Consider the following 12633-nt stretch of genomic DNA (forward strand, 5'->3'; position numbering starts at 1 on the left):
CGGCTGTCATTTCGCAGTTGCACAATGATCCAATCGTGGCTACTCATTGTGCAGCAGTGAATGGTGCTTTGTTTTTGTGCATGACTGATCTGGAAAAACTTTGCGAGCCGCTTTCGATCGGCGATGTGACGATCCGCAACCGGGTGTTCCTGGCGCCGATGTCGGGCGTCACCGACGAGGCCTTTCGCACGCGCGCTTATGCCCATGGTGCCGGCCTTGTCGTGTCGGAGATGGTGGCGAGCGGCGAACTGGCAAAGGGGCGGGGCTCCAGCGGCTTCCGCATCCGCCATTCCGGCCTGCCGGTGCATATGGTTCAGCTCGCAGGCCGCGAGGCGGCACATATGGCCGAGGCCGCACGCATCGCCGTTGGCGAAGGTGCAGATGTAATCGATATCAACATGGGCTGTCCGGCCAAGAAGGTGACGGGCGGCTATGCCGGCTCGGCGCTGATGCGCGACCTCGACTATGCGCTGACCTTGATCGATGCCGTCGTTGGATCAGTCGACGTGCCCGTGACCCTCAAGATGAGGCTGGGCTGGGACGATGACGTGCTCAATGCGCCTGACCTGGCCAGCCGTGCCGAGCAGGCCGGCGTCAGGATGGTCACCGTGCATGGCCGCACGCGCTGCCAGTTCTATCAGGGCAAAGCCGACTGGCGCGCCATTGCGCGGGTCAAGCAGGCCGTCCGCATTCCCGTTGTCGCCAATGGCGATGTGGCGACACCGGAAGATGCCGTGGGTATTCTCCAACAGTCGGGCGCCGACGCCGTCATGGCGGGGCGTTCGCACTACGGCGCGCCCTGGACCGCCGGCGCGATCGCCGCTGCCGCAGGCAGGAGCGGTGCAACTGATGTGCCCCGGACGTCGCCTGAACTGGCCGACTATGCCGTTGCCCATTACGAGGACATGCTGGCACTCTATGGCATCGAGAGCGGCCTGCGCCAGGCGCGCAAGCATCTCGGCTGGTATCTCGATCGCCACACCACAGAACTGCCTGACGAGCTGCGCCGCCGGGTGCTGACCTCGTTCGAGCCGCAGCAGGTGATTTCTTCGCTGCGTGAAGCACTTGCGGCTTTCGGCGAAAGTTCGTTCGAAAGGAATGCCGCATGAGCTTCGACCGTGCGCCGACGCCTCAGCCGGCCGATGCCGCGCAGATCGTGCTCAACACCATCCGCCGCCCTGTCATCATGATCGGGCCTGACAACTTCATCACCTTCGCCAACGCCGATGCCGAGGATTTCTTCCGTTCCAGCGCCGCCATGCTGGCGCGCAGCGAACTGTCGCGCTTCGTGCCCTTCGGCAGTCCCATCCTGCAACTGGTCGAGCAGGTGCGCGCGCGCAACACGCCCGTCAACGAGTACCGTGTCGACGTGTCGTCGCCCCGGCTCGGCATCGAAAAGATGGTCGATCTCTACGTCGCGCCTGCATCCGAGCTGCCGGGTTCGGTGGTGGTGATGTTCCAGGAGCGCTCGATGGCCGACAAGATCGACCGTCAGATGACGCATCGCGGTGCGGCGCGCTCGGTCACCGGCCTTGCCGCCATGCTCGCCCATGAAATCAAGAACCCGCTGTCGGGCATCAGGGGCGCGGCACAGCTGCTGGAGCTGAATGCTTCCGACGACGATCGTTCGTTGACCCGGCTGATCATCGACGAGACCGACCGCATCGTTTCGCTTGTCGACCGGATGGAAGTGTTTTCCGACGAGCGGCCGATCGACCGTTATCCCGTCAACATCCACGTCGTGCTTGATCACGTGAAGGCGCTGGCCAGGAACGGCTTTGCCAATGGAATCAAGATCCTGGAGGACTACGATCCGTCGCTGCCGCCGGTTTATGCCAACCGCGACCAGCTGATCCAGGTCTTCCTCAATCTGGTCAAGAACGCCGCCGAGGCGATCGGCCACGACCCGCATGGCGAGATCACGCTGTCCACCGCCTTCAAGCCCGGCATCCGCATGTCGATTCCCGGCACCCAGGATCGCGTCTCGCTGCCGCTGGAATTCTGCGTCCACGACAACGGATCGGGCGTCTCCGAGGACATCCTGCCGATCCTGTTCGACCCTTTCATCACTACCAAGCCCAATGGCTCGGGCCTCGGCCTCGCGCTTGTCGCCAAGATCGTCGGTGACCATGGCGGGGTGATCGAGTGCGATTCGACACCGCGCGGCACCACCTTCCGCATCCTGATGCCCGCCTGGAAGGAACTGCCCGTGCATCTCGACGACGACAGTGAAGGAGCCCATCGATGAGCGTGCGCGGAAACATCCTTGTCGCCGATGACGATGCGGCGATCCGCACGGTGCTCAATCAGGCGCTGTCGCGCATGGGGCATGAGGTTCGCGTCACCTCCAACGCCGCGACGCTGTGGCGCTGGGTGGCGGCCGGCGAGGGCGATCTTGTCATCACCGACGTGGTGATGCCCGACGAGAACGCCTTCGACATGCTGCCGCGCATAAAGAAGGCGCGGCCGGAGCTGCCGGTCATCGTCATGAGCGCGCAGAACACCTTCATGACCGCCATCCGCGCTTCGGAAACCGGTGCCTACGAGTATCTGCCCAAGCCCTTCGATCTCACCGAACTGCTGAGCATCGTCAACCGCGCACTGTCAGAGCCACGGCGGCCGAAGAGCGAACAGCGCCATGACGAGCAGCCCGACGCCATGCCTCTGGTCGGCCGTTCGGCGGCGATGCAGGACATCTACCGTATGCTCGCCCGCATGATGCAGACGGACCTGACCGTCATGATCTCGGGCGAATCGGGCACCGGCAAGGAACTGGTGGCACGCGCGCTCCATGAGTATGGCCGCCGCCGCAACGGGCCGTTCGTTGCCATCAACATGGCCGCCATCCCGCGCGACCTGATCGAATCCGAGCTCTTCGGCCACGAGAAGGGTGCCTTCACCGGGGCGCAGAACCGCTCGACCGGCCGCTTCGAGCAGGCCGATGGTGGTACGCTGTTCCTCGACGAAATCGGCGACATGCCGATGGAAGCGCAGACCAGGCTGCTCCGCGTGTTGCAGCAGGGCGAGTACACAACGGTCGGCGGGCGCACGCCGATCAAGACCGACGTGCGCATCGTTGCGGCCACCAACAAGGACCTGCGTACGCTCATCAATCAGGGTCTGTTCCGCGAGGATTTATTCTATCGCCTCAATGTCGTACCGCTTCGTCTTCCAGCGTTGCGCGAACGCTCGGAGGATGTTCCCGACCTTGTCCGCCATTTCTTCAAGCAGGGCGTCAGCGAAGGCCTTCAGGCCAAGCGCATCTCGGCCGGCGGCGTCGAATTGATGAAGCGCTATCCCTGGCCGGGCAATGTGCGCGAGCTGGAAAATCTGGTGCGCCGGCTGGCGGCACTCTATCCGCAGGACGAGATTTCGGCCGAAATCATCGAGTCCGAGCTCAAGTCAGGCGAGCAGCCCGTCGTGCCCGGCGGCAATCTCATTCCCGACGATCTGTCGGTGGGCCAGGCCGTCGAACACTTCCTTCAGCGCTATTTCGCGATGTTCGCCGGCGACCTGCCGCCGCCTGGGCTCTACCAGCGCATCCTGGCCGAGGTCGAATACCCGCTGGTGCTGGCTTCGATGACGGCGACGCGCGGCAACCAGATCAAGGCCGCAGAACTTCTGGGCCTCAACCGCAACACGCTGCGCAAGAAGATCCGTGAACTCGGCGTCAACGTCTACAAATCGTCGCGGCCCGTCTGACGCGCCCAAGCCCGCGTCCGGCCCCAGGACGCTTGCTTGAAGACGCTTATCTGTCGATAGCCCGTCTAAACATTTTCGCTTCAGGCGAAAATGTTGCATAATCGCCACAATGCGTTGCATAGATGCGCCGCAATCAATGTCTCTACACGGCAGCATGGCGAGCCAGGCACAACCTCTGAACGACAAGACACCCGTGCAACCCCGGCAGGAAGGTCGCCGCCTTCTCGCGCTTCCGGGCGTGCTGGCTATTGCCGCGGCGCTGGTTTCGGCGGCGGTGTCGTTCGCTATCCTGATCGGCGTGACGCCGATCACCCCTGATTCGACGACAACGCTGGCGCTTATCGCCATCAATGCAGTGCTGGTGCTGATCCTCGTCGGGCTGATTGCCTTCGAGATCCAGCGCATCGTCATGGCCCGCAGGCGCGGCAAGGCAGCGTCGCGGCTGCATGTGCGCATCGTCACAATGTTCGCGCTGGTGGCAGCGCTGCCGGCACTGCTGGTCGCCGTCGTCGCGTCGATCACGCTCGACATCGGCCTCGACCGCTGGTTCCAGATCCGCACCACGACAATCGTCAACTCGTCGCTGTCGATCGCCGAGGCCTATGTCCAGGAGAACGCGCGCAATCTGCAGAGCACGACGCTGTCGATGGCCAACGACCTCGACAACAACCGTCCGCTCTACGGTCTCGACCGCAGCGGCTTCCTCGACTTCATGGGCCGGCAGGCGCAACTGCGCGCGCTCGCCCATGCAGCCCTGATCAGCGCCGACGGCTCTTTCGTCATGAGCGCCAAGACCGGCGCTGATTTCGCCATGCCCGAACCTCCTGCCGTTGCGGTCCAGACCGCGGCGGACGGCAAGCCGGTGCTGATCGAGCCGAAGACGCGCAACATCGTCGGCGCCATCATCAAGCTGCGTGAGATCGAAGGGCTCTATCTCTACACGATCCGCCTGGTCGATCCCGAGGTGATCAAGGCGCGCCAGATCGTCACTGCAAATACCGAAGAGTATCGCGACCTCGGCGCCAACCGGCGCACGACGCAGATCGCCTTCGCCCTGCTTTATCTCGGCCTCACGCTGATCGTCGTGCTGTCGGCTATCTGGACCGGCATCGCGGTCGCGGACCGCATCGTCCGGCCGATCCGCCAGCTGATCGGCGCCGCCGACGAGGTGGCGACGGGCAATCTCGATGTTTCGGTGCCGGTGCGGCAATCGGATGGCGACGTCGGCGCGCTCAGCGACACGTTCAACAACATGCTGCTCGAGCTCAAGTCGCAGCGTAACGAGATCCTGACCGCCAAGGACGTCATCGACGAACGCCGCCGTTTCTCGGAAGCCGTGCTTTCCGGCGTCACCGCCGGCGTCATTGGCGTCGACCCCTATGGCAGCATCACCATCGTCAATCCTTCGGCCGAAGCGATGCTGGCGATTTCGGCGTCCGAGTCGCTTGGCCAGAACCTGTCGATCCTGTTGCCTCACGTCGGCCGCGTCTTTGAGATCGGCCGCAAGTCGGGCCGCGCCGTCTACCGCGAGCAGGTCACCTTCTACCGCGCAGGCGCCGAGCGCACCTTCAACGTGCAGGTGACGGTCGAGGAGGGTGAAAGCGAGGTCGGCGACAAGTCCTATGTCGTGACCATCGACGACATCACCGACCTCGTCACGGCACAGCGCACCTCTGCCTGGGCCGACGTTGCACGGCGCATAGCCCACGAGATCAAGAACCCGCTGACGCCGATCCAGCTGTCGGCGGAGCGCATTCGCCGCCGCTATGGCAAGGTCATCACCGAAGACCGCGAGGTCTTCGACCAGTGCACCGAAACCATCATCCGCCAGGTCGGCGACATAGGCCGTATGGTCGATGAATTCTCGGCCTTCGCGCGTATGCCGAAGCCCGAGATGAAGGTGATCGACATTCGCGAGCCGCTGCGCGAGGCGTCTTTCCTTGTCGAGGTCAGCCGCGCCGACATCGCCTTCGAGCGCGAGATCACGCCCGGTCCGCTCAAGGGAACCTTCGATAGCCGCCTGATGGCCCAGGCCTTCGGCAATGTCATCAAGAATGCCGCCGAGGCGATCGAGGCGGCGGAACGCCAGACCGGTGAGGCCGGGGTCATCAAGATCCGGGCGCGGCGGGACGGCAACTCGATCCGCATCGATGTGATCGACAATGGCAAGGGATTGCCGCGCGAGAATCGCCAGCGGCTGCTCGAGCCCTATATGACGACACGCGAGAAAGGCACCGGCCTCGGCCTCGCTATCGTCAAGAAGATTGTCGAGGACCACGGCGGAAGATTGGAACTTCACGACGCACCAGCCGATTTCCATGGCGGGCGCGGCGCGATGATCAGCATGGTCCTGCCTGCGGCGGCCGAAGAGGCCGCGGCACCCAAGGGTGCCGACGACGCAGTGCAGGGCAGAGAAACCGAAAAGGTCGGAAATGGCGTCTGATATTCTTATCGTTGACGACGAGGAAGACATCCGCGAACTCGTTGCGGGCATCCTGAGCGACGAAGGTCACGAAACCCGCACGGCGTTCGACGCCGACAGCGCGCTTGCCGCTATTGCGGACCGAGCGCCGCGCCTTGTCTTCCTCGACATCTGGTTGCAGGGGTCGCGGCTGGACGGTCTGGCCTTGCTCGACGCGATCAAGACGCTGCATCCCAACCTGCCGGTGGTGATGATCTCCGGCCATGGCAACATTGAAACAGCCGTTTCGGCGATCCGCCGCGGCGCCTATGATTTCATCGAGAAGCCGTTCAAGGCCGACCGGCTGATCCTGATCGCCGAGCGCGCGCTCGAAACCTCGAAGCTGAAGCGCGAGGTCTCCGACCTCAAGATGCGCAGCGGCGAAACGCACGATCTGATCGGCATGTCGTCTGCGATGAGCCAGCTGCGCCAGACCATCGATCGTGTCGCGCCGACCAACAGCCGCGTCATGATCATCGGCCCGTCGGGTTCCGGCAAGGAAATGGCCGCGCGCGCCATCCATGCCCTGTCGTCGCGGAAGAACGGTCCGTTCGTCGCACTCAACGCCGCGACGATCACGCCGGAGCGCATGGAGATCGAGCTGTTCGGCACCGAATCGAATGGTGGCGAACGCAAGGTCGGCGCACTTGAAGAGGCGCATCAGGGCATATTGTACCTCGACGAAATCGCCGACATGCCGCGCGAAACGCAGAACAAGATCCTGCGCGTGCTCGTCGAACAGCAGTTCGAGCGCGTCGGCGGCACCAAGCGGGTCAAGGTCGATGTCCGCATCATCTCGTCAACGGCGCAGAACCTCGAGGCGATGATCGCCGAGGGGCGCTTCCGCGAGGATCTCTATCACCGCCTTGCCGTCGTGCCTGTCATGGTGCCGGGGCTTGCCGAGCGTCGCGAGGACATTCCCTACCTTGTCGACAACTTCATGAAACAGATGGCCAAGCAGGCGGGCATCAAGCCGCGCCGCATCGGTGACGACGCGCTCGCCGTGCTCCAGGCTCACAACTGGCCTGGCAACGTCCGGCAGCTGCGCAACAATGTCGAGCGGTTGCTGATCCTCGCCCGCAGCGACAATCCCGAGGCGCCGATTACCGCCGACCTGCTGCCGTCCGAAATCGGCGACGTCATGCCGCGTGCGCCGAACCAGTCGGACCAGCACATCATGGCGCTGCCGCTTCGCGAGGCGCGGGAGATGTTCGAGAAGGAGTATCTCATCGCCCAGATCAATCGCTTCGGTGGCAACATCTCCAAGACTGCCGAGTTCATCGGCATGGAGCGCTCGGCACTTCACCGCAAGCTCAAGTCGCTCGGCGTCTAGCATGGTGCTCGATGCGGTTTCAGCTGAGATGGCGAACGGCCAGGATCGATCGATGACATGCGCGTAATCATCTGCGGGGCGGGACAGGTCGGTTACGGCATCGCGGAAAGGCTGGCGGCGGAAAAGAACGACGTCTCGATCATCGACACCGCGCCCGAACTGATCCATGCGGTGCGCGACCAGCTCGACGTGCGTGGTTTCGTCGGCCACGGCTCGCATCCAGAGGTGCTGGAGGCCGCCGGCGCCCAGAACGCCGACATGATCATCGCGGTGACCTTGTTCGACGAGGTCAACATCGTCGCCTGCGAAGTGGCGCACGCTTTGTTCAACGTGCCGATGAAGGTCGCCCGCATCCGCTCGCAGGCCTATTTGCAGCCGCACTACCAGGACCTGTTCTCGCGCGACCATCTGCCGATCGACGTGATCATCTCGCCTGAGCTGGAAGTGGGCGAAATGGTGCTGCGCCGCATCACGCTGCCCGGTGCCGTCGATGTCGTCCGCTTCGCCGAAAACCACATCATCATGGTGGCGATCGAGTGCCTGGAGGATTGCCCTGTCATCAACACGCCGCTGGCGCAGCTCAGCGAGCTTTTCCCCGACCTGCCGTCGACAGTCGTCGGCGTGACGCGCAATGGCCGCCTGTTCATCCCGCATTCGGCCGACCAGCTTGTGGCGGGCGATCTTGCCTATGTCGTGACCACCAAGGAACAGGTCCGGCGCACGCTCGGCCTGTTCGGCCACGATGAGCAGGAAGCGACCCGCATCGTCATTGCCGGCGGCGGCAATATCGGCCTGTTTGTGGCCCGCACGCTCGAACAGCGCCAGAGCCGCACCAAGATCAAGATCATCGAGGCGCACCGGGAGCGCGCGATCAAGGTCGCCGACGAGTTGCGTCGTACCGTGGTGCTCAACGGCAGCGCGCTCGACCAGAAGCTTCTGATGGAAGCCGACATTCAGGACGCCGACCTGATGGTGGCGCTGACCAACAACGACCAGGTCAACATCCTTTCCTCCGTCATGGCCAAGCGGCTGGGCTGCAAGGGCAATCTCGCTCTGATCAACAACCCGGCCTATCACGACCTGACCAAGCCGCTCGGCATCGACGCGCACGTCAATCCGAGTGCCGTCACGATCTCGCGCGTGCTCCAGCATGTCAGGCGCGGCCGCATCCGCCAGGTGCACTCGATCCAGCGCGGTGCCGCCGAGATCATCGAGGCCGAGGCGCTCGAAACCTCGCCGCTGGTCGGCACGCTGCTGCGCGACCTGGATCTGCCCGACGGCATGCGTATCGGCGCCATCTACAGGGATGGCCATGTGGTCAAGCCGAGCGGGTCGGTGAAGGTCAAGCCCAAGGATCGTGTCGTCATTTTCGCGCTCGACAAGGCGGTCAAGCAGGTCGAGCAGATGTTCCGCGTCAGCCTCGAATTCTTCTGATCTGGACCAGACGTTTGAGCGTTGCCGCGCGGCGCAAATCGACTAGAACTCCGTCTGAATTTTCGGGGACACGAAAACCATGCCGCGCATAGCCTACGTCAACGGCCGCTATCTCCCGCATGCCCAGGCAGGCGTGCATATCGAAGACAGGGGCTATCAGTTCGCCGACGGCGTCTATGAGGTCTGCGAGGTGGCGCGCGGCTTCATCGTCGACAGCGTCGGCCATCTCAACCGCCTCGACCGCTCGCTTTCCGAACTCAGGATCGCCTGGCCTGTCAATCGCGCCGTGCTGGTCCACATCATGCGCGAGGTCATTGCCCGCAATCGTGTTCGCAATGGCATGGTCTATCTCCAGGTGACGCGCGGCGTCGCGCCGCGTGACCACGTGTTCCCAGGCGAAACCACCCTGTCATCGCTCGTCGTGACCGCCAAGCGCACCGACCCGGTCGCGTCGGCCAAGCGGGCGGCGGCAGGCATCAAGGTGATTACCGTTCCGGAGAATCGCTGGGAGCGCGTCGACATCAAGTCGGTTGGTCTGCTGCCCAACGTGCTGGCGCGTCAGCAGGCCAAGGAGGCCGGCGCGCAGGAGGCGTGGTTCGTCGACCCGGATGGGACCGTGAAGGAAGGGGCTGCGACAAACGCCTGGATCGTCACCAAGGACGGCCACCTCGTCACCCGTCCGGCAGACAGCGGCATCCTGCGCGGTATCACGCGTACGACGCTGATGGATGTCGCCAAGAAGCTTGACCTGAAGGTCGAGGAGCGCGGGTTTACCGTCGAGGAAGCCAAGTCGGCGCGCGAGGCGTTCATGACCGCGGCAACGACCGTGATCATGCCGATCGTCGCCATTGACGGCCAGCCGGTCGCCAACGGGCATCCCGGATCGGTCGCGCTTTCACTCCGTGATGCATTTTTTGACGTTGCGGAAAAAATCCAAGCCTGATAACCGCTTGGGCGTAAATGGTTAAATTCATCTCGTTCAGCTTGCTACGCGTTGTGGCAAGGGGGTGTTTGCTGGCTTGACATGGGCCCGGTAATTTGGCGCATTGGCAGCAGACAGGGATCGGCGAAAGAAAAAAACAATGGCGGAACGATCGCAGAATCTTCAGGACCTTTTCCTGAATTCAGTTCGCAAGAGCAAAAACCCACTCACCATTTTCCTGATTAACGGCGTGAAGTTGACCGGAGTAGTTACCTCCTTCGACAATTTCTGTGTTTTGTTGCGCCGTGACGGGCACTCGCAGCTCGTCTACAAGCATGCCATCTCCACGATCATGCCGAGCCAGCCGGTTCAGATGTTCGATGGCGAGGAAAGCCAGGGCGGCTGATTGGCACGCGACAGGACTGCCGGCGCCAAGGCCGGCGACAGCAATGGACCCGAATCGGTAGGGGGCGACAAGGCCCCCACGCGCGCGGTGGTCATCGTGCCGGTGCTGACGCGCCAGCCCAAGGGTGACGACGACAGTGCGCGTCCGCGTTTGCAGCGTTCGGCCGAGGCCCGCCACGACGAGGCGGTCGGCCTGACCCGCGCCATCGATCTCGAACCCGTTCACACCGCGATCGTGACGCTCAACGATCCGCGTCCGGCAACATTGCTGGGCAGCGGTAAGGTCGAGGAGTTCGCGACGATCGTGAAGGAGCGCGGGGCGGAACTGGTCATCGTTGACCATCCGCTGACGCCGGTGCAGCAGCGCAACCTCGAAAAAGAGATGAACGCCAAGGTGCTCGACCGCACCGGGCTGATCCTCGAAATCTTCGGCCGGCGCGCCCGTACCAAGGAAGGCACGCTGCAGGTCGAGCTTGCCCATCTCAACTACCAGAAGGGCCGGCTGGTTCGCAGCTGGACCCACCTCGAGCGTCAGCGCGGCGGTGCCGGCTTCCTCGGCGGCCCCGGCGAGACGCAGATCGAATCCGACCGGCGCGCGCTGCAGGAAAAGATCATCAAGCTCAAGCGCGAGCTGGAAACCGTCGTCCGGACCCGCGACCTGCACCGTTCGAAGCGCCGCAAGGTGCCGTTCCCGGTGGTTGCCATTGTCGGCTATACCAACGCCGGCAAGTCGACGCTGTTCAACCGGCTGACCGGCGCCAGCGTGCTGGCCGAGAACATGCTGTTTGCGACGCTGGATCCGACCTTGCGCCGGGTCCGGTTGCCGCATGGCACGCCGATCATCCTGTCCGACACCGTCGGCTTCATTTCGGACCTGCCGACGCACCTGATCGCCGCCTTCAGGGCGACGCTGGAGGAGGTCGTCGAAGCCGACCTCGTCATCCACCTGCGCGATATTTCCGATCCGGATACGGCTGCCCAGGCCGACGATGTCGAGCGCATTCTGTCCGATCTCGGCGTCGATGCTGCCGACACCGACCGCGTCGTCGAGGTCTGGAACAAGATCGACCAGCTCGACGAGGGCAACCGCGAGCGCCTGCTTGCCGACAGCAGCGACGGCCGCAAGACGCCGCCGATTGCCATTTCGGCCATTACGGGCGAGGGCATTTCCGCGCTCACCGGCCTGATCGAGAAGCGGGTTTCGGGCGAGCTGGAGAGCATCGACGTCACTCTGGAGCCGAGCCAGCTCGGTCAGATCGACTGGCTCTACCGCAATGGCGACGTCGTTTCGCGTACCGACAATGACGATGGCAGCGTGTCGATGACGCTCAAGGCAACCGCCTCCGCCCGTGACGAGATCGCAGCGAAAATATTGCGCAAGAACAAGGGCTAAGACGGCTTACTTCGCCGTCTTGGCCTGCTGCCACAGCGTTTCCATCTCGTCGAGCGTTGCCGCCTCCAGGCTATGGCCGGCGTCATCGAGCGCCTTTTCGACATAATGGAAACGCTTGCGGAACTTGTCGTTGGTGCCGCCCAGCGCCGCCTCCGAGTCCAGTTCCAGGTGGCGGCCGAGATTGACCAGCGCAAACAGCATGTCGCCGAACTCGTCCTTGACGGCCGCCTGGTCGCCCTTGGCCATCGCCTCGCGCAATTCGCCGATCTCTTCCTCGATCTTGTCGAGGATCGGCGCTGCCTCGCCCCAGTCGAAGCCGACGCGCGCTGCTTTTTCCTGCAGCTTCAGCGCCCGTGTCAGCGCCGGCAACGCCACCGGCACGCTGTCCAGAAACCCCTTGCCGTGATCCTCGGGGTCGAGCCCGCGGGCAATGCGCGTGGCGCGCTTCTCCGCCTTCTCTTCGGCCTTGATCTTTTCCCACATGCCCTTGGCCGATCGGGCCTCGCGCGCCTTGGCATCGCCGAATACATGCGGATGTCGGCGGATCATCTTTGTGGTGATGCCTTGCACCACGTCGCCAAAGGCAAATTCACCGGTCTCTTCAGCCATCCGGGCGTGGTACACCACCTGCAGCAGGAGATCGCCGAGCTCTTCCTTGAGGTGGTCGATGTCGTTGCGGGCAATCGCGTCGGCGACCTCATAGGCCTCCTCGATCGTATAGGGTGCGATCGTCGCGAAATTCTGCTCGATGTCCCAGGGGCAGCCGGTTTCCGGCTCGCGCAGGGCGGCCATGATCTCGATCAGGCGGGCGATGTCTTTGGAAGGTTGCATGGGGCGATGCTATAGCCCCGTTGCCGCCCTCCCAACAATGGCCTGCTGCCGGCTGGCCTTGTCCACAACCAATTCGGCGGCAGCAGCCGACCATCGCGCGGTCCGCCGGCGGTTCCGTGCTATTGACCGGACATTCGCGCGCAGACAGGGCT

At 63.6% G+C, this 12633-nt stretch carries 10 protein-coding genes; 9 read left to right on the plus strand and 1 reads right to left on the minus strand.

All coding sequences use genetic code 11. The features are described 5' to 3' along the window. The first annotated feature begins 80 nt into the window (after nucleotides 1-80). From dusB to hflX, 9 genes are all read left to right on the plus strand, one after another. The gene (dusB, locus tag DY201_RS15055; RefSeq protein ID WP_115731892.1) at nucleotides 81-1109 is read left to right on the plus strand and encodes a tRNA dihydrouridine synthase DusB; all 1029 of its coding nucleotides are present in this window, start codon (nucleotides 81-83) and stop codon (nucleotides 1107-1109) included. Further along, a complete protein-coding gene (locus DY201_RS15060) occupies nucleotides 1106-2248 on the plus strand; it encodes a two-component system sensor histidine kinase NtrB (RefSeq protein ID WP_115731893.1) in 1143 nt (380 codons plus the stop codon). The genes dusB and DY201_RS15060 overlap by 4 nt, the downstream gene beginning before the upstream one ends. Beyond that, nucleotides 2245-3702 (plus strand): nitrogen regulation protein NR(I), encoded by a 1458-nt coding sequence (gene ntrC / locus DY201_RS15065; protein WP_115731894.1) that lies wholly within the window; start codon nucleotides 2245-2247, stop codon nucleotides 3700-3702. Before DY201_RS15060 ends, ntrC begins: the two co-directional genes overlap by 4 nt. Before the next feature lie 109 nt (nucleotides 3703-3811). After that, a complete protein-coding gene (locus tag DY201_RS15070; protein ID WP_425358731.1) occupies nucleotides 3812-6145 on the plus strand; it encodes a sensor histidine kinase NtrY-like in 2334 nt (777 codons plus the stop codon). Beyond that, complete coding sequence (gene ntrX, locus DY201_RS15075) at nucleotides 6135-7496, plus strand: nitrogen assimilation response regulator NtrX (RefSeq protein WP_115731896.1); 1362 nt, start codon at nucleotides 6135-6137, stop codon at nucleotides 7494-7496. The genes DY201_RS15070 and ntrX overlap by 11 nt, the downstream gene beginning before the upstream one ends. A gap of 57 nt (nucleotides 7497-7553) precedes the next feature. Further along, on the plus strand, nucleotides 7554-8930 hold the full coding sequence (gene trkA, locus DY201_RS15080) for a Trk system potassium transporter TrkA (protein WP_115731897.1): 1377 nt from the start codon (nucleotides 7554-7556) through the stop codon (nucleotides 8928-8930). A 79-nt stretch (nucleotides 8931-9009) separates the two neighbouring features. Then, nucleotides 9010-9873 (plus strand): D-amino-acid transaminase, encoded by an 864-nt coding sequence (locus tag DY201_RS15085; protein ID WP_115731898.1) that lies wholly within the window; start codon nucleotides 9010-9012, stop codon nucleotides 9871-9873. 139 nt (nucleotides 9874-10012) lie between these two features. Next, on the plus strand, nucleotides 10013-10258 hold the full coding sequence (hfq, locus tag DY201_RS15090; RefSeq protein ID WP_018428055.1) for an RNA chaperone Hfq: 246 nt from the start codon (nucleotides 10013-10015) through the stop codon (nucleotides 10256-10258). Beyond that, complete coding sequence (hflX, locus tag DY201_RS15095; RefSeq protein WP_115731899.1) at nucleotides 10259-11650, plus strand: GTPase HflX; 1392 nt, start codon at nucleotides 10259-10261, stop codon at nucleotides 11648-11650. 6 nt (nucleotides 11651-11656) lie between these two features. On the opposite strand, the gene mazG is transcribed toward hflX, so the two are convergent. Beyond that, nucleotides 11657-12481 (minus strand): nucleoside triphosphate pyrophosphohydrolase, encoded by an 825-nt coding sequence (gene mazG / locus DY201_RS15100; RefSeq protein WP_115731900.1) that lies wholly within the window; start codon nucleotides 12479-12481, stop codon nucleotides 11657-11659. Between the last annotated feature and the right edge of the window lie 152 nt (nucleotides 12482-12633).

The organism is Aminobacter aminovorans (genome assembly GCF_900445235.1).
Lineage (GTDB): Bacteria > Pseudomonadota > Alphaproteobacteria > Rhizobiales > Rhizobiaceae > Aminobacter > Aminobacter aminovorans.

Coding starts and splice junctions, on each gene's coding strand:
- dusB (WP_115731892.1), top strand. CDS start 81: ATGACTGATCTGGAAAAACTTTGCGAGCCGCTTTCGATCGGCGATGTG.
- DY201_RS15060 (WP_115731893.1), top strand. CDS start 1,106: ATGAGCTTCGACCGTGCGCCGACGCCTCAGCCGGCCGATGCCGCGCAG.
- ntrC (WP_115731894.1), top strand. CDS start 2,245: ATGAGCGTGCGCGGAAACATCCTTGTCGCCGATGACGATGCGGCGATC.
- DY201_RS15070 (WP_425358731.1), top strand. CDS start 3,812: ATGCGTTGCATAGATGCGCCGCAATCAATGTCTCTACACGGCAGCATG.
- ntrX (WP_115731896.1), top strand. CDS start 6,135: ATGGCGTCTGATATTCTTATCGTTGACGACGAGGAAGACATCCGCGAA.
- trkA (WP_115731897.1), top strand. CDS start 7,554: ATGCGCGTAATCATCTGCGGGGCGGGACAGGTCGGTTACGGCATCGCG.
- DY201_RS15085 (WP_115731898.1), top strand. CDS start 9,010: ATGCCGCGCATAGCCTACGTCAACGGCCGCTATCTCCCGCATGCCCAG.
- hfq (WP_018428055.1), top strand. CDS start 10,013: ATGGCGGAACGATCGCAGAATCTTCAGGACCTTTTCCTGAATTCAGTT.
- mazG (WP_115731900.1), bottom strand. CDS start 12,481: ATGCAACCTTCCAAAGACATCGCCCGCCTGATCGAGATCATGGCCGCC.